Genomic DNA, 15,465 nt, shown 5'->3' with positions numbered 1-15,465 from the left:
TCAATGCCCCTCGCCGAGATACGCCGTCTGCACGTCTCGGTTGCTGCGGATCGCCGCCGGCGCGTCGCTGGCGATCACCTCGCCGTTGACCATCACGGTGATGCGGTCGGCGATGCGGAACACCGCGTCCATGTCGTGCTCGACCAGCAGCACGGCATGCGTCTGCTTCAGCGCCGCCAGCAGTGCCAGCATTCGGTCGGTCTCTTCCGCGCCCATGCCGGCCAGCGGCTCGTCGAGCAGCAGCACGCGCGGCTTCGTCGCCAGGCACATGGCGATTTCCAGCTGCCGCTTGCCGCCGTGGCTGAGCGTGCCGGCGCTGCGCTGCGCGTCGTCCGACAAGCCCGCGCTGGCCAGGGCCTCGCGCGCGGTCGACAGGCTCGCCTCGCAGCCTTGCGCCGCTTCCCACACCGCCCAGGCGCGCGGCAGCGCGGCCTGCGCGCACAGGCGGCAGTTCTCCAGCGCGCTGAACTCCGGGAAGATCGTCGTGCGCTGGTAGCTGCGCCCGATGCCGGCGCGTGCGCGCTGCGGCTGCGGCCAGTCGGTGATGTCGTGGCCGTCGAAGTGGATGCTGCCGCTCGTGGCCGGCATCTCGCCCGAGAGCATGTTGATCAGCGTGGATTTGCCTGCGCCGTTGGTGCCGATCACCGCATGCACTTCGCCGACGTGGAAACCGAGCGTCACGCCGTTCACGGCCGTCAGCCCGCCGAAGCGGCGCGTCAGCAGGTTGGAGCGCAGCAACGGCTCGGTCGCATCGGTCTTCGGATCACGCATGCGCGCCTCCGGCCAGCCGCGCCTTCAGGCCGATCAGCCCCTTGGGCAGCAGCGCGACGAAGGCGATGATGGTCAGGCCCAGCGTCAGCTGCCAATGCCCGGCCAGCGGGCCGAGCAGCGCCTCGCTCTGGAAGAGCTCCTTGAGCAGCGTGAAGGCCATCGCGCCGATCACCGCGCCGCGCAGGCTGCCGATGCCGCCGAGGATGATCATCAGCAGCACCGCGCCCGATTCGTGCCAGGAGAGCAGCTCGGGGTTCACCGCGCCGTCCTTCACCGCGAGCAGGAAGCCGGCCAGGCCCGCCAGCGCGCCGGCGATCACGAAGGCGGCGAGCTTGTAGCCGTAGGTGGTGTAGCCCGCGGCGCGCATGCGCTGCTCGTTGACGCGGATGCCGGCCAGCGCGTGGCCGAAGCGCGATCGGTTGATGAGCCCGAGCAGCGCGTAGGTGAAGACCAGCGCAGCGAGCACGGTGTAGTAGAGGTCGGGCTTGCGGTCCAGGTCGAGCAGCACGGTCTGGCCGAACTGGATGACCGGCTTGCTGTAGAGAAAGATGCCGTCGCTGCCGCCACCGAGCTTGGTGTCGTGGAAGACGAAGTAGGCCATCTGCGCGAAGGCCAGCGTCACCATGATGAAGTACACGCCCTTGGTGCGCAGGCTCAGCGCGCCGACGAAGGCGGCGTAGAGCGCCGCGGCGCCCATCGCGGCCGGCAGCAGCCACAGCGCCGAGGCGCCGCCACCGTCGCCCGTGGCCATCACGGTGACGTAGGCGCCGATGCCGAGGAACGCGGCATGGCCCAGGCTGACCAGGCCGGCTGCACCCACCAGCAACTCGAGGCTGAGCGCGAAGACGGCGTAGATGGCGATCTTCACCACCAGGTCCTGCGTGTACGGTGTCAGCACGGCAGGCAGCGCGGCGAGCAGCAGCGCAGCGGCGACGGGCACGATCCAGGGCCTCATTCAGAAGCTCCGCCTCATCAGGCCCTCGGGGCGCCAGACGAGGATCACCGCCATCAGCAGGTACACGCCGATGCCGCTGTACTCGGCAAAGAACACCTTGCCGAAGGTGTCGACGAAGCCCACCAGCAGCGAGGCCACCAGTGCGCCGGTGATCGAGCCGATGCCGCCGATCACCACCACCACGAAGCAGATGATCAGCACGCTGCCGCCCATGCCCGGGTACACCGACGACAGCGGCGCGGCGATCATGCCGGCCAGCGCCGCCAGCGCCACGCCGCCGGCGAAGACGATGCGATACAGGCGCTGGATGTCGATGCCCAGGCCACGCACCATGTCGCGGTTGCTCGCCCCGGCACGGATCATCATGCCCAGCCGCGTGCGGTTGACCACGCCGTACAGGGCCAGCGCCAGCACGATGCAGGCGACCGACGCGAACACGCGGTACCAGGGGTAGCTCATCAGCTCGCCGAGCTTGAAGCCGCCGGCAAGCCACGAAGGCGCCTGCACGCCGTGCACGTCGTTGCCCACCAGCATCGAGCGCAGCTCCTCGAAGACGAGGATCAGCGCATAGGTCATCAGCACCTGCTGCAGGTGCTCGCGCTGGTAGAGGAAGCTGAAGAAGGCCCACTCCAGCAGGTAGCCGAACACCGCCGCGAGCACCACGCCCGCCAGCAGCTTGGTCAGGTACCAGTCGCCGAAGTAGGGCGCCAGCACGAAGGCCAGGTAGGCCCCGATCATGTAGAAGCTGCCGTGCGCCAGGTTGATGACGCCCATGATCCCGAAGATCAGCGTCAGGCCGCTGGCCACGAGGAACAGCAGCAGGCCGTACTGGACGGCATTCAGGCACTGGACGAGGAAGGTGGCGAAGTCCACGGAGCAGGGCACATGAAAAAAGGGCGGCTCGTTGCCGCCCTCGGGATCGGGACGCGGGCCCGACTTTACAGCTTGCAGCCGCGCGCCGGGTCGGCCAGCGCCTTCACCGCCACCGCGCGGTACTCGTTGTTCGGCCCCTTGGCCTCGCGCAGGTACATGTCCTGAACCGGGTTGCCGCCGGCCGAGAGAGTGAACTTGCCGCGCGGGCTGTCCACCGTCGCCTTGCGCATGGCGGCGAGCATCGCGTCTCGCTTGCCCATGTCGCCCTTCACGGCGTTCAGGCCGGCGGCGAGCAGCTGCGCTGCGTCGTAGCCCTGCACGGCGTAGACGTCGGCGTTCTGCTTGTAGGTCAGAGCGAAGCTCTTGCGGAAGGCGTTGTTCTTCGGGATGTCCAGGCTGTCGGCGTAGTGCAGCGTGGTGAACAGGCCCTGCGCCGAGGCGCCCTGCGCCTCCAGCGTGCCGTCGGTCAGGAAGCCCGAGCCGAACAGCGGCACGGCCTTCTTCAGGCCCGCGGCGTCGTAGTCCTTGACGAACTTGACGGCGCCACCGCCGGCGAAGAAGGCGAACACCACGTCGGGCTTCTGCGCCGCGATCTCGGTGAGCAGGGCCTGGAACTCCACGCCGGGGAAGGGCAGGCTCAGGTCCTTGATGACCTTGCCGCCGCCCTTCTCGAAGGCTTCGGTGAAGCCCTTGACCGTCTCCAGCCCGGCGGCGTAGTTCCAGGTGATGGTCATGGCGCGCTTGTAGCCCTTCTGGGCTGCCACCACGCCGGTGGAGTAACCCGGCTGCCAGTTGCTGAAGCTGCTGCGCACGATGTTCGGGCCGCACATCGGCCCGGTGATCGCATCGGCGCCGGCGTTGGGCACGATCAGCAGCGTGTTGCTTTCCTTGGCGGCCTTGGCCATGGCCAGCGCCACGCCCGAGTGCACCGTGCCCACGAGCACGTCGACCTGGTCGCGCTTGATCAGCTTGTTGACGTTGTCTGTGGCCTTGGAAGGATCGCTCTCGTCGTCGACGCGGAAGTACTGGATCTCGCGGCCGGCGAGCTTGCCGCCCTGCTCCTGCACGTGCAGCTTGAAGCCCTTCTCGATCATGTCGCCCAGGGCGGCGAAGGTGCCGGTGGCCGGCAGCATCAGGCCGACCTTGATCGGGCCGGCCGTCTGGGCGGCGGCCGGGAGGGCGAGGCTGGCGACGCACGCGGCGACCAGGGCAAGGTGGGTCGGGAATTTCATTCTCGGGCTCCGGATCGTGAGTGCGGGCATGCTATCGGCCCCCCGCGGCACGGCCATCGGGGTTTGACACAGGGCGTCATGCGCCAGGCCGGACAGCACGGCGGGGAAAGTTCATGTTTGACCGCGAATCGTCCCTGAACCGCGCAGTTGTGCACGCAGAGTGCGGGCCAGGACGTGATTTGTGCATCACCGCCTTGGGGCTGTCATGTATACATTCCCGCTCATCTGTGACGAGACAACGCCATCCGGCGACACGGAGGTTCATCAGATGACGCACACCCTTACTGCCCGCGCCTGCATTGGCGGCCTCACGCTGGCGGCCACCCTGCCGGCCTGGGCCCAGGCCCCTGCTGCCGCGGCGGCGGCAGCCCCCGTGTTCAACGGCGGCGACATCGCCTGGATGCTGATCTCCACCGTGCTGGTGCTGCTGATGACGATGCCCGGCATCATTCTCTTCTACAGCGGCATGCTGCGCACCAAGAACGCCCTGTCGATCGTGGCGCACACGGTGGCGGCGGCCGCGGTCATCACGCTGTGCTGGGCGATGATCGGCTACTCGCTGGCCTTCAGCCATGGCTCGCCCTTCTTCGGCGGCCTGGACCGTGTCTTCGGCGAAGGCCTGATCGGCAAGAAGGTCGGCGCGCACATCGTGGCGCCGACGATTCCCGAGTCGGTCTTCTTCCTGTTCCAGCTGTCCTTCGCGATCATCACCTTCGCGCTGGTGCTCGGCGCGACTGCCGAGCGCATGCGCCTGGGGGTGACGATCGTCTTCGCCGCGCTGTGGTCGACCCTGATCTACGCGCCGATCGCCCACTGGATCTGGCACCCCGAAGGCTGGCTCGCCCAGCAAGGCCACATGGACTTCGCCGGCGGCACGGTCGTGCACATCGCCGCAGGTGCCAGCGGCCTGGTGGCGGCCTGGGTGCTCGGGCCGCGGCGCGGTTTCGGCAAGGAGCCGATGGTGCCGCACAACCTGCTCATCACCGTGCTCGGCGCAGGCCTGCTGTGGGCCGGCTGGTTCGGCTTCAACGCCGGCTCGGCCTTCGAGGCCAGCGCCCGTGCCGGTGGCGCGCTGCTGGCCACGCAGGTGGCCGCCTGTGCCGGCGCCATGCTGTGGGGCTTCTGCGAATTCATGCGCCGCGGCCAGTGGAGCGTGCTGGGCACGATGACCGGCGCCATCGCCGGCCTGATCGCCGTCACGCCCGCGTCGGGCTACGTCGGCTTCAACGGCGCCATGATCATCGGCGCGGTCGCCGGCGTGATCTGCTTCTTCTCGGTGGTGGGCTTCAAGGCGCTCACCGGCATCGATGATTCGCTGGACGTGTTCGCGCTGCACGGCGTGGGCGGCATCGTCGGCACGGTGCTGACGCCGGTGTTCGCCACTGCCGCCATCGCGCCGGTCACCGCCACGGTGCTCACCAACACCATCGGCGCCGCCGCTGTGATGGCGTTTGCCGGCGTGGGCACCTGGGTCATCCTGCGCGTCATCGGCCTGGTCGTGCCGCTGCGTGTCGACGCCGAACAGGAGAAGGTCGGCCTGGACATCGCGCAGCACGGAGAGATGCTCGCCCCCAACGCCTGATCCCGCGCGACTGACCCACACATCGGAGGGCGCCGGACATGGGAGCCGAAGAACAAGACGGCCAGTTGATGAACTACCTCGTGCGCATGGTCGTGCCATTGCGCCGGGAGTTCGGCCGCAACCTGAACGTCGGGCAGTTCCTGCACGACCTCAGCTATGCGCGCGAGGTGCTCGACGAAGCCAAGAAGAGCCAGGACCCGCGCCTGCTGGAGTACGCCCAGTACGTCGAGAAGCGGCTGCACGGCCCGCGCATCGCCGACACACCGGCGCCGCCACCGGCCCGGGACAGGGCCGGTCCGGACACGAAGCTCGACGCGCCCGCGGCAGCCGCGCCGGCTTCGCCGACCGAAGAAGAGCTTCGGGCGCGCGTGCTCAAGAAGTACACCGGCGGGCTGCGGTAGTCTCGGGGCTTGCGCGCCGTCTGCGCCGCGCCGCCCCAGGAGCCCTGCCATGAAGATCCTCGTCCCCGTCGACGGCTCGACCGAGTCGCTTGACGCCGTGCGCCATGCACTCGCGCTCGTGAGCGACGGGCTGCGCGCCAGTCTGGTGCTGGCCAATGTCCAGGCGCCGGCCAGCCTGTACGAACTGCTGCGCGTGCACGATGCGGAAGCGATCGAGGCGATCGCCCGCGGCGCCGGTGAACACCTGCTGCAGGAAGCCAGCGCGCTGTGCAGCGCGGCCGGCGTCGAGTACGACCTGGAGATCGCCAGCGGCGAGCCGGCGCACAAGCTGCTCGACATCGCCGAAGAAGAAGGCTGCGGCCTGATCGTCATGGGCGCGCGCGGCAAGGGCGACGCCTCGGGCACGCGCCTCGGATCGGTGGCCCACGCGCTGCTGCACGACGCGCAGCTGCCGGTGACCATCGTGCGACATGACTGAGCCGCCGCTGCGGGGGCCCCGCTCGGTGCCGCTCAGTGCGACATCAGCACCGGCAGCGTCATCGACTCGATGACCGTTCGCGACACGCCGCCCAGCGCCCATTCGCGCGCGCGGCCGTGGCCGTAGCAGCCCATCACCAGCAGATCCGACTGCTCGTCAGCCGCCAGCGAGAGCAGTTGCGCGCCGACATCGTGCGCCAGCGCCACCTCGCGGCGGAAGTCCGCCTGCACGCCGTGCAGTTTCAGGTAGCCGATGATGCCGGCTTCGGTGGCCGCAACGTCGCCTTCGTCGAAGGACACCACCGTGACCTTGCTGGCCTGCAGCAGCAGCGGCAGCGCACCCGTCACCGCCCGCGCGGATTCCGGTGTCGGCTTCCAGGCGACGAGAACGCGGTCGAGCTTCGTCGGCGCCGTGGTGATGTGCGGCACCACCAGCGTCGGCCGGCCGCTGCCGATGATCACCGAGGAAACGAAATCCGGTGGCACGTCGACGTCGCGCGTGTCGTCGACCGCGCGCTGGCCGAGCACCACCAGATCGGCGTACAGGGCCTGCACCGCCACGTCGATCAGCGGCTGGCCGCTGACCTCGCGCCAGCCCACGCGCTGGCGATCCACGCTGCGCGCGAACAGGGCGCGTGCCGCCTCCACGCGCTGGGTGTCGACATGCGCGAGCATCGGCGCCATGTCGGCGCCGGCGGACATCGCCATCGGGTAGCGAAGCAGTGCCGTGGTCACGGCGTACATCGCCGCGGCCTGCGCGCCGTGGGCCAGCGCCAGCTGCTCCGCCAGGCGCAGGCGCACCGCGGATTGCGCCGACGAATCGACGTGGACGAGGATGGACTTGAGCGTGCTCATGGCGTGCCTCCGGGGCGGATCGGGCCATCACGCTAAGTCGCCGACACCCCTGCTGCGTTGACGCTGCTCAAGCGCGGCGCCCGGGGCCGCCCGCTCAGGCCGGCTCCAGCCGGGCCTGCACCAGCCGCTGCAGGAGCGCGCTGCGCTCGCGCTTCTGCGCCGCCGTGCCCTGAGTGGACAGCAGCGATTCTGCTACCTCGTAGGCATAGAGGATGAAGGCGCGCGCGCGCGCCTCGGCGATCGGGAAGCCCAGCGCCGAGAAGCACTGCGAGATGTAGGACAGGCGCCGCGCATCGACCTCGTCGACCGCCTGGCGAGCCAACGCGTCGCGGCGGGCCCAGGCGCGGATCGCCAGTTCGACGCGCGCGGCACGCTCCGCGGCGCGGCCCCGAAAGGGCAGCGAGATCAGCTCGCCGATCAGTACCGACGGGTCGGCCTGCTGGCCCTCGAAGCGGCCGATGACCTGCTCGGTCGCGGCATCCCGCCAGGCCTTGAGCACCGCGGTAAGCAGCGCCTCGCGGTCCTTGAAGTGCCAGTAGAAGCTGCCGCGCGTGACTTCGAGTGCCTTGGCCAGCACGTCCACGCGCACCGCATCGATGCCGCGGTCGATCAGCACCTCGGTGGCAGCGGCGATCCAGGCCTCGGGGGTCAGCGTGCTTCGCGCGGTCATGCAGGGATGATGCCATACAGCACTGTACGGAAAGAACTCCGCACCTAGGGCATTCCCCATGTGAATTATCCTGCAGCTTGCCTACCATGTCACCATACAGAACTGTATGGAGGCGGACATGGCCCGCAGCTTCTTCGACGACCCCGCGATGCTGGCGCCGCCGCGCACGGTGCAGGTGCGCTTCGATGGCGGCGCCTACGTGCTGCGCTCGCCGGAGCCTCTCAAGCCCTACGCACGCTGCATCGGCGAGTGGCTGGAGCACTGGGCCGCGGCCACGCCCGACAGCGTGGCGCTGGCCGAGCGCGACTCCGACGGCGGCTGGCGCAAGCTGAGCTATGCGCAGCTGCGCCAGGCGGTGGGCCGCATCGCGCAGAGCCTGATCGGCCTGCATCTGCCGCCGGGACGGCCGATGGTCGTGCTGTCCGACAACTCGGTGGACCATGCGCTGCTGATGCTCGCGTCCATGCACGTGGGCCGGCCGGTGTGCACCGTCTCCAGCGCCTACTGCCGGCTGACCAAGGACTACACCAAGATCCAGGGCATCCTGCACACGCTGGGGCCGGCGCTGGTCTATGCGTCCGATGCCGCGGTCTACGGCCCGCCGCTGGCCAGCGCCGCGCTGGGTGTGGTCACGGTGTTCAGCCAGGGCGCCGATGCGCACCCCGGCGCGCTGAGCTTCGACAGCCTGACGCGCACCGCCGAGAGCCCGGCCGTGATGCAGGCCTTCGAGGCGATCCAGCCCGACGACCATGCCAAGTACCTGCTGACCTCCGGCTCCACCGGCCACCCCAAGGTGGTGATCAACACGCACCGCATGCTGTGCGCCAACCAGCAGATGGTCGCGCAGGCCTGGCGCTTCCTCGAACACGAGAAGCCGGTCGTGCTCGACTGGCTGCCTTGGAGCCACACCTTCGGCGGCAACCACAACCTCAACCTGGTGCTGCGCAACGGCGGCACGCTCTACATCGACGAGGGCCGGCCGGCGCCGGGGCTGGTCGAGAAGTCGGTGAAGAACCTGCTGGAAGTGAAGCCGACGCTGTACTTCAACGTGCCGCGCGGCTTCGACATGCTGCTGCCCTTCCTCGAACAGGACGAGGCGCTGGCACGCGAGTTCTTCGCCCGGCTGCGCATGGTGTTCTACGCGGGTGCGGCGCTGGCGCAGTCGAGCTGGGAGCGGCTCGAAGCGGTGGCACGCAAGGTGCGCGACGAGCCGGTGTGGTTCACCACCTCCTGGGGTTCGACCGAGACCTCGCCGGCCATCACCAGCGCGCACTGGAAGCTCGAGCGCGCAGGTTGCATCGGCCTGCCGCTGCCCGGCATGGAACTGAAGTTCATCCCCAACGGCGAGAAGCTGGAACTGCGCGTGCGCGGCGTTTCCGTGTTTCCCGGCTACCGCAATGCGCCGGCGCTGACCACGCAGGCCTTCGACGAAGAGGGCTACTACCGCATCGGCGACGCCGGTTTCCTGGTCGACGAGGCCCGGCCCGAGCGCGGCGTGGCCTTCAACGGCCGCGTGGCGGAGGACTTCAAGCTCTCGTCGGGCACCTGGGTGTCTGTGGGCACGTTGCGCCTGCGCGTGGTGTCGGCGCTGGCGCCGCTGGTGCAGGACGCGGTGATCGCCGGCCACGACCGCGGCGAGGTCGGCGTGCTGCTGTTCGCGAGCCCCGCGGCGAAGGATGTGCCGCCGGCCGAACTCGCGCAGCGCACCCGTGCCGCGCTCACCGCCCTGCGCAGCGAAGGCGGCGGCTCCTCGCAGACGCCGACGCGCGCGCTCTGGCTGGCCGAGCCGCCCAGCGCCGACGCCGGCGAGATCACCGACAAGGGCTACATCAACCAGGGCGCCGTGCTGCGCCGCCGCGCGGCCGAGGTCGAGGCGCTGTATGCCGCCACGCCCGAGGCCCGCGTGATCCGCGCCTGAAGCGCCACCGAACCGGAGCAACCCCATGGCCCGCGGCCTCTTCCAATCCTTCGACGACACCTGGATCCTCGGCGGCGTGCGCACGCCGATGGTCGACTACTGCGGCGCCTTCGCCGACGCCAACCCGATCGACCTGGGCATCAAGGTGGCGCGCGAGATCCTGCAGCGCACGGGCGTGAAAGCCGATGCCGTCGACTCGGTTCTGGCCGGCAACATGGCGCCGGGCGGCTTCGACCAGTTCTACGTGCCGCGCCACATCGGCCTGTACGCCGGCGTGCCCTGCGAGATCCCGGCGATCATGGTGCAGCGCATCTGCGGCACCGGCTTCGAGCTGTTCCGCCAGGCCGGCGAGCAGATCGCCACGGGCGCGGCGAGCCTGGCGCTCGTCGTCGGCACCGAGTCGATGACGCGCAACCCGATCGCCGCCTTCGAGCACCGCCAGGGTTTCAAGCTCGGCATGACGCCGGCCTTCAAGGATTACATGTGGGAGGCGCTGACCGATCCCGCGCCGGCGATCTCGATGATCCAGACCGCCGAGAACCTCGCCAAGCAATACGGCATCACGCGCGAGCAGGTCGATGCCTTCGCTTCCGAGTCCTTCGCGCGCGCCGTGGCGGCGCAATCGGCCGGCTTCTTCGACGGCGAGATCGTGCCGGTGGGCAACGAGGCTTTCGAGCTCGCCGGCTACAAGCCGCGCGGCATCCGTCTGGCCGGCAAGGCGCCGCTGGCCGATCGCGACACCCACCCGCGAATCTCACCGCCCGAGGTGCTGGGCAAGCTGCGCGCGGTGTTCAAGGACGGCGTGCAGACCGGCGGAAACAGCTCGGCGCTGACCGATGCGGCGGCGTCCGCACTCGTGGCCTCGGGCGCCGTGAAGCGCGACTGGGGCGGCCAGCCGCTGGCTCGGCTCGTGGCCGCGGCGGCGGTGGGCGTGCCGCCGGAGATCATGGGCATTGGCCCGGCGCCGGCGATCCGCCTGCTGCTCGAGCGCGCCGGGCTCAAGCTCGACGACATCGCGCGCTTCGAGATCAACGAGGCGCAGGGCGCGCAGACGCTGGCAGTGCAGCGCGAGCTCGGCCTCGACCCGGCGAAACTCAACGCCAAGGGCGGTGCCATTGCGCTCGGCCACCCGCTGGCCGCCACCGGCGTGCGCCTGACGATCACCGTCGCGCGGCAGTTGCAGGAGATCGGCGCCCGCTGGGGCGTGGCCTCTGCCTGCGTCGGCGGAGGCCAGGGCATTGCCCTGCTCGTCGAGAACCCTCAAGCCGCAGCCTGAGCCTCGCCCAGGCCGAGCAAGCGCATCGCGTTCGTCTTCAGGATCTTCTCGTGCACCGCCGGCTTGAACCCCGCCTCGCCGAAGTCCTTCATCCAGCGTTCCGGCGTGATCAGCGGGTAGTCGCTGCCGAACAGCATGCGGTCCTTCAGCAGCGTGTTGGCGTACTGCACCAGCTGGGGCGGAAAGTACTTCGGGCTCCAGCCCGACAGGTCGATCCACACGTTCGGCTTGTGCAGCGCGAGCGACAGCGCTTCGTCCTGCCACGGCCAGCTCGGGTGCGCGATGACGATCTGGATATCGGGGAAGTCGATCGCCACGTCCTCGAGCAGCATCGGGTTGCTGTTCTGCAGGCGCAGGCCGCCGCCGCAGCGCATGCCCGAGCCGATGCCCGAGTGGCCGCTGTGGAAGATCGCCGGCAGCTTGTACTCGGCGATCACCTCGTAGATGGGCCAGGCCATCCTGTCGTACGGCAGGAAGCCCTGCACCGTCGGGTGGAACTTGAAGCCCTTGACGCCGTGCTCCTCGATCAGCTTGCGCGCCTCGCGGGCGCCCATCTTTCCCTTGTGCGGGTCGATGCTGCCGAAGCAGATCATCATGTCGGCGTTCTTCTTCGCGGCCTCCGCGATCTCCTCGTTCGGGATGCGGCGCCGGCCGAGCTGCGACTCGCTGTCGACGGTGAACATCACCAGGCCGATCTTCTTCTCGCGGTAGTGCGCGACGGTCTCCTCGATGGTCGGCCGGCGGTTGCTGCCGAAGTACTTGTCGGCGGCGCGGTCGTACTCCTCGCCGTAGTTGTCGAAGGGGTTCCAGCACGACACCTCGGCATGGGTGTGCACGTCGATGGCGATCAGCTCGGCAGTGTTCATCGCGTCTCCGGTCGGCGATCCATTTGGTTCCGAACAATAACTAAAAGAGCCCCCACGCACAAGGCGTGTATCGGGTTTTCCCGGTGGTCTGGCAGGGTCAACTAGTTAAAACTTCTAACTAAATCCACGAGGCCAGACCATGTCCCTGAACTTCACCCCGGCCACCGGCGCGCTCGCCGCGCTGGACCTGCTGCGCGTCGAGATCGCCGGCGCCGTCGCGCACATCCGCCTGAACCGCCCGGCCAAGCGCAACGCCGTCAACGACACGCTGATCGCGCAGCTGCACAGTGCGTTCGTGTCGTTGCCCGAGGCGGTGAAGGCGGCCGTGCTGACGGGCGAGGGCGATCACTTCTGCGCCGGGCTGGACCTGTCGGAACTCTCCGAGCGCAGCGTCGCCGAGGGCGTGCTGCACTCGCGCACCTGGCATGCGGCGATGGATGCCATCCAGTTCGGCCGCGTGCCGGTGGTCGCCGTGCTGCATGGCGCGGTGGTCGGCGGCGGCCTCGAGCTGGCCAGCAGCTGCCACATCCGCGTCGCCGAGGAGAGCGCCTACTACGGCCTGCCCGAAGGCCAGCGCGGCATCTTCGTCGGCGGCGGCGGCTCGGCCCGCGTACCGCGCCTGGCCGGCGTGCAGACCATGACCGACATGATGCTCACCGGCCGCGTGCTCGACGCCCACGAAGGCGAGCGCCGCGGCCTCTCGCAATACGTCGTCGCCAACGGCGCCGGTTTCGCCAAGGGCTGCGAGCTGGCCGCCAAGATCGCCGGCAACGCGCCGCTGTCGAACTTCGCGGTGATGCAGGCGCTGCCGCGCATCGCCGATCTGTCCCAACCCGACGGCCTGTTCGTCGAATCGCTGATGGCCGCCATCGCGCAGGGCGACGACGCCGCCAAGGAACGCGTGCGCGCCTTTCTCGAGAAGCGCGCCGGCAAGGTCGGCAAGGCGTCATGAAGGCCGGCGCAAAGTACCGGCACCTGCCGGTGGGCGGCTCGCTGGCCGCGCACTTCGACAGGCGCGCCGACGGCACGACGATCGTCACTTCGGCCGAGCCGCTGGGCGCGCACCCGCCGCGCCTGACCGATCGCCTGCTGCACTGGGCGTCGGTGTCGCCCGACCACACGCTGGCCGCGAAGCGCCACCACGGCGGCGACTGGCGCCGCATCAGTTACGCCGAAGCCGTCGACAGCGCGAAACGCATCGCGCAAGTCTTCCTCGACATGGGCCTGTCGGCGAACAAGCCGGTGGCGATCCTGTCGGAAAACGACCTCGAGCACCTGCTCATCGGTCTGGGCGCCATGTTTGCCGGGGTGCCCTTTGCGCCGATCTCTCCGGCCTATTCCACCGTGTCGCAGGATTTCGGCAAGCTGCGCCACATCCTCGGCGTGCTCACGCCGGGCCTGGTGTTCGCCTCCAGCGCGAGCGGCTACGAACGCGCCATCGACGCCACGGTCGACGGCGACACACCGGTGGTGCTGGCCCACGGCGAACTGGAAAGCCGCCCGTCGATGCGCTTCGAGCAGCTGCTGGCCCAGCCGGCCACCGCCGCCGTCGACGCGGCGCATGCGCAGGTCGGGCCGGACACGATCGCCAAGTTCCTCTTCACCTCGGGCTCGACCAAGCTGCCCAAGGGCGTGATCAACACGCAGCGCATGATCTGCGCGAACCAGCAGCAGATCCTGCAGTGCTTTCCGGGCTTGGGCCAGGTGCGGCCGGTGCTGGTCGACTGGCTGCCCTGGAACCACACCTTCGGCGGCAACCACAACGTCGGCCTGACCATCTACAACGGCGGCACGCTCTACATCGACGAGGGCAAGCCCACGCCCACGCTGATCGGCGAGACGCTGCGCAACCTGCGCGAGATCGCGCCCACGGTGTACTTCAACGTGCCCAAGGGCTTCGAGGAGATCGCCAACGCGATGGAGGACGACGCGCCGCTGCGCGACTCGCTGTTCAGCCGCGTCAACATGTTCTTCTTCGCCGGCGCGGGCCTGTCCCAGCCGGTGTGGGACAAGCTCGACCGCATCGCCGAGCAGACCTGCGGCGAGCGCATCCGCATGCTCACCGGCCTGGGCATGACCGAGACCGCGCCCTTCGCGATGTGCGCGAATGCCGAAGAGGTGAAGTCCGGCCACATCGGGCTGCCGGCGCCGGGCATGGAGCTCAAGCTGGTGCCCGCCGGCGACAAGACCGAGGTGCGCTACCGCGGCCCGAACGTCACGCCAGGCTTCTGGCGCGCGCCGCAGCAGAACGCCGAGTCCTTCGATGCCGAGGGCTTCTACTGCAGCGGCGACGCGGTCAAGCCGATCGATGCGGCCAACCCGGGCCGCGGCTTCCTGTTCGACGGCCGCACCGCGGAGGACTTCAAGCTGTCCACCGGCACCTTCGTCTCGGTGGGGCCGCTGCGCGCGCGCGTCATCGCCGCCGGCGACCCCTGCGTGCAGGACGTGGTCGTGGCCGGCATCAACCGCGACGAACTCGGCCTGCTGATCTTCCCGCGCCTGGACGCCTGCCGTGCCTATGCCGGCCTGTCGCCGAGTGCGCCGGTGCTGGACGTGCTGAATTCGCCGGCCGTGCACGGATTCTTCCAGCGCCTGGTCGATGCGCAGTGGGCAGCCGGCACCGGCAGCGCCACGCGCGTCGCCCGCGCACTGATCCTGGTCGAGCCGCCGAGCATCGACCGCGGCGAGGTCACCGACAAGGGCTCGATCAACCAGCGCGCCGTGCTGACGCACCGCGACGCCCTGGTCGAGCACCTGTACGCCGGCGGCGACGGCGTGCTCATTCCGCATCGTTGAAGGACGGGACAGCCATGAACATCCAAGGGCAAGCTGCCCTCGTCACCGGTGGCGCCTCGGGCCTGGGGGCCGCCACCGCGCGCGAACTCGCGCGGCTGGGCGCGCGTGTCGCCGTGCTGGACCGCAATGCCGAGGGCGCGGCCGTGATCGCTGCCGAGATCGGCGGCATCGGCATCGAGTGCGACATCACCAGCACGGACAGCGTGCTTGCCGCGCTCGACGCGGCGCGTGCGGTGCACGGCCCGGCGCGGCTGCTGATGAACGTGGCCGGCATCGGCAGCGCCAAACGCATTGTCGGCAAGGACGGTGCGCCGGCGCCGCTGGAAGACTTCGAGCGGGTGGTGCGCGTCAACCTGATCGGCACCTACAACATCACCCGGCTCGCGGTGGCCGAGATGGTGAAGCTCGAGCCGCTGGCGGACGGAGAACGCGGCGTGATCGTCAACACCGCCTCGGTGGCGGCCTTCGACGGCCAGGTCGGCCAGGAGGCCTATTCGGCCAGCAAGGGTGGCATCGTCGGCATGACGCTGCCGCTGGCGCGCGACCTGGCGCAGTTCGGTGTGCGCGTGTGCACCATCGCGCCGGGCCTGTTTCTCACGCCGCTGATGGCCGAGCTGCCGCAGGCGGTGCAGGACTCGCTGGCGGCGAGCATCCCCTTCCCCAAGCGTCTGGGCAAACCCGAAGAGTTCGCGCAGCTCGCCGCGGGCATCATCCACAACCTTTCGCTCAACGGCGAAGTGATCCGTCTCGACGGCGCGCTGCGCATGGCGCCGCGCTGAAGCCCACTCAACCG

The 15,465-nt window shown here is 69.5% G+C and carries 15 protein-coding genes; 8 read left to right on the top strand and 7 right to left on the bottom strand.

Features of this window, described 5'->3' with window-relative positions:
- The 4 genes from HZ992_RS21050 to HZ992_RS21035 form a co-directional block, all read right to left on the bottom strand.
- Positions 1 to 771 carry an ABC transporter ATP-binding protein gene (locus HZ992_RS21050; RefSeq protein WP_209383756.1) on the bottom strand — a complete coding sequence of 257 codons (771 nt, stop codon included), beginning with the start codon at positions 769 to 771 and terminating at the stop codon, positions 1 to 3.
- The gene (locus HZ992_RS21045; RefSeq protein WP_209383755.1) at positions 764 to 1,726 is read right to left on the bottom strand and encodes a branched-chain amino acid ABC transporter permease; all 963 of its coding nucleotides are present in this window, start codon (positions 1,724 to 1,726) and stop codon (positions 764 to 766) included. Before HZ992_RS21045 ends, HZ992_RS21050 begins: the two co-directional genes overlap by 8 nt.
- The gene (locus tag HZ992_RS21040) at positions 1,727 to 2,599 is read right to left on the bottom strand and encodes a branched-chain amino acid ABC transporter permease (protein WP_209383754.1); all 873 of its coding nucleotides are present in this window, start codon (positions 2,597 to 2,599) and stop codon (positions 1,727 to 1,729) included. It lies immediately after the preceding gene.
- A 65-nt stretch (positions 2,600 to 2,664) separates the two neighbouring features.
- On the bottom strand, positions 2,665 to 3,831 hold the full coding sequence (locus HZ992_RS21035; RefSeq protein WP_209383753.1) for an ABC transporter substrate-binding protein: 1,167 nt from the start codon (positions 3,829 to 3,831) through the stop codon (positions 2,665 to 2,667).
- A 268-nt stretch (positions 3,832 to 4,099) separates the two neighbouring features.
- Between HZ992_RS21035 and HZ992_RS21030 the strand changes: the two genes are divergently transcribed.
- Genes HZ992_RS21030 through HZ992_RS21020 form a run of 3 tightly spaced genes read left to right on the top strand, consistent with a single transcriptional unit; the run spans position 4,100 to position 6,292 of the window.
- Positions 4,100 to 5,413 (top strand): ammonium transporter, encoded by a 1,314-nt coding sequence (locus HZ992_RS21030; protein ID WP_209383752.1) that lies wholly within the window; start codon positions 4,100 to 4,102, stop codon positions 5,411 to 5,413.
- Positions 5,414 to 5,451: 38 nt separating this feature from the next.
- The gene (locus tag HZ992_RS21025) at positions 5,452 to 5,814 is read left to right on the top strand and encodes a hypothetical protein (RefSeq protein ID WP_209383751.1); all 363 of its coding nucleotides are present in this window, start codon (positions 5,452 to 5,454) and stop codon (positions 5,812 to 5,814) included.
- Between the two features lie 49 nt (positions 5,815 to 5,863).
- Complete coding sequence (locus HZ992_RS21020) at positions 5,864 to 6,292, top strand: universal stress protein (protein WP_209383750.1); 429 nt, start codon at positions 5,864 to 5,866, stop codon at positions 6,290 to 6,292.
- Between the two features lie 32 nt (positions 6,293 to 6,324).
- On the opposite strand, the gene HZ992_RS21015 is transcribed toward HZ992_RS21020, so the two are convergent.
- Both HZ992_RS21015 and HZ992_RS21010 read right to left on the bottom strand, forming a co-directional pair.
- Positions 6,325 to 7,146, bottom strand: coding sequence for a universal stress protein (locus HZ992_RS21015; protein WP_209383749.1), 822 nt, complete (start codon positions 7,144 to 7,146; stop codon positions 6,325 to 6,327).
- Between the two features lie 94 nt (positions 7,147 to 7,240).
- Positions 7,241 to 7,816 carry a TetR/AcrR family transcriptional regulator gene (locus HZ992_RS21010; RefSeq protein WP_209383748.1) on the bottom strand — a complete coding sequence of 192 codons (576 nt, stop codon included), beginning with the start codon at positions 7,814 to 7,816 and terminating at the stop codon, positions 7,241 to 7,243.
- 118 nt (positions 7,817 to 7,934) lie between these two features.
- Between HZ992_RS21010 and HZ992_RS21005 the strand changes: the two genes are divergently transcribed.
- Together HZ992_RS21005 and HZ992_RS21000 are read left to right on the top strand one after the other, a co-directional pair.
- A complete protein-coding gene (locus HZ992_RS21005; RefSeq protein ID WP_209383747.1) occupies positions 7,935 to 9,734 on the top strand; it encodes a feruloyl-CoA synthase in 1,800 nt (599 codons plus the stop codon).
- A gap of 25 nt (positions 9,735 to 9,759) precedes the next feature.
- Positions 9,760 to 11,010, top strand: coding sequence for a thiolase family protein (locus HZ992_RS21000; protein WP_209383746.1), 1,251 nt, complete (start codon positions 9,760 to 9,762; stop codon positions 11,008 to 11,010).
- On the opposite strand, the gene HZ992_RS20995 is transcribed toward HZ992_RS21000, so the two are convergent.
- Complete coding sequence (locus HZ992_RS20995) at positions 10,995 to 11,876, bottom strand: amidohydrolase family protein (RefSeq protein WP_209383745.1); 882 nt, start codon at positions 11,874 to 11,876, stop codon at positions 10,995 to 10,997. The two genes, HZ992_RS21000 and HZ992_RS20995, sit on opposite strands and share 16 nt — an antisense overlap.
- A 139-nt stretch (positions 11,877 to 12,015) precedes the next feature.
- Between HZ992_RS20995 and HZ992_RS20990 the strand changes: the two genes are divergently transcribed.
- Genes HZ992_RS20990 through HZ992_RS20980 form a run of 3 tightly spaced genes read left to right on the top strand, consistent with a single transcriptional unit; the run spans position 12,016 to position 15,451 of the window.
- On the top strand, positions 12,016 to 12,828 hold the full coding sequence (locus tag HZ992_RS20990; RefSeq protein ID WP_209383744.1) for a crotonase/enoyl-CoA hydratase family protein: 813 nt from the start codon (positions 12,016 to 12,018) through the stop codon (positions 12,826 to 12,828).
- Positions 12,825 to 14,672 carry a feruloyl-CoA synthase gene (locus HZ992_RS20985; RefSeq protein ID WP_209383743.1) on the top strand — a complete coding sequence of 616 codons (1,848 nt, stop codon included), beginning with the start codon at positions 12,825 to 12,827 and terminating at the stop codon, positions 14,670 to 14,672. Before HZ992_RS20990 ends, HZ992_RS20985 begins: the two co-directional genes overlap by 4 nt.
- Before the next feature lie 14 nt (positions 14,673 to 14,686).
- The gene (locus HZ992_RS20980; protein WP_209383742.1) at positions 14,687 to 15,451 is read left to right on the top strand and encodes an SDR family NAD(P)-dependent oxidoreductase; all 765 of its coding nucleotides are present in this window, start codon (positions 14,687 to 14,689) and stop codon (positions 15,449 to 15,451) included.
- The last annotated feature ends 14 nt before the right edge of the window (positions 15,452 to 15,465 follow it).

The sequence above is a fragment of the Rhizobacter sp. AJA081-3 genome, assembly GCF_017795745.1.
GTDB lineage: Bacteria > Pseudomonadota > Gammaproteobacteria > Burkholderiales > Burkholderiaceae_C > Piscinibacter.
The sequence above is the reverse complement of the archived record's forward strand: the minus strand, read 5'-3'. Positions and strand labels throughout refer to the sequence as shown.

Excerpts from the sequence above, each read along its gene's own strand:
- HZ992_RS21050 (WP_209383756.1), bottom strand. The coding sequence starts at position 771 with ATGCGTGATCCGAAGACCGATGCGACCGAGCCGTTGCTGCGCTCCAAC.
- HZ992_RS21045 (WP_209383755.1), bottom strand. The coding sequence starts at position 1,726 with ATGAGGCCCTGGATCGTGCCCGTCGCCGCTGCGCTGCTGCTCGCCGCG.
- HZ992_RS21035 (WP_209383753.1), bottom strand. The coding sequence starts at position 3,831 with ATGAAATTCCCGACCCACCTTGCCCTGGTCGCCGCGTGCGTCGCCAGC.
- HZ992_RS21030 (WP_209383752.1), top strand. The coding sequence starts at position 4,100 with ATGACGCACACCCTTACTGCCCGCGCCTGCATTGGCGGCCTCACGCTG.
- HZ992_RS21025 (WP_209383751.1), top strand. The coding sequence starts at position 5,452 with ATGGGAGCCGAAGAACAAGACGGCCAGTTGATGAACTACCTCGTGCGC.
- HZ992_RS21020 (WP_209383750.1), top strand. The coding sequence starts at position 5,864 with ATGAAGATCCTCGTCCCCGTCGACGGCTCGACCGAGTCGCTTGACGCC.
- HZ992_RS21015 (WP_209383749.1), bottom strand. The coding sequence starts at position 7,146 with ATGAGCACGCTCAAGTCCATCCTCGTCCACGTCGATTCGTCGGCGCAA.
- HZ992_RS21010 (WP_209383748.1), bottom strand. The coding sequence starts at position 7,816 with ATGACCGCGCGAAGCACGCTGACCCCCGAGGCCTGGATCGCCGCTGCC.
- HZ992_RS21005 (WP_209383747.1), top strand. The coding sequence starts at position 7,935 with ATGGCCCGCAGCTTCTTCGACGACCCCGCGATGCTGGCGCCGCCGCGC.
- HZ992_RS21000 (WP_209383746.1), top strand. The coding sequence starts at position 9,760 with ATGGCCCGCGGCCTCTTCCAATCCTTCGACGACACCTGGATCCTCGGC.
- HZ992_RS20995 (WP_209383745.1), bottom strand. The coding sequence starts at position 11,876 with ATGAACACTGCCGAGCTGATCGCCATCGACGTGCACACCCATGCCGAG.
- HZ992_RS20990 (WP_209383744.1), top strand. The coding sequence starts at position 12,016 with ATGTCCCTGAACTTCACCCCGGCCACCGGCGCGCTCGCCGCGCTGGAC.
- HZ992_RS20985 (WP_209383743.1), top strand. The coding sequence starts at position 12,825 with ATGAAGGCCGGCGCAAAGTACCGGCACCTGCCGGTGGGCGGCTCGCTG.
- HZ992_RS20980 (WP_209383742.1), top strand. The coding sequence starts at position 14,687 with ATGAACATCCAAGGGCAAGCTGCCCTCGTCACCGGTGGCGCCTCGGGC.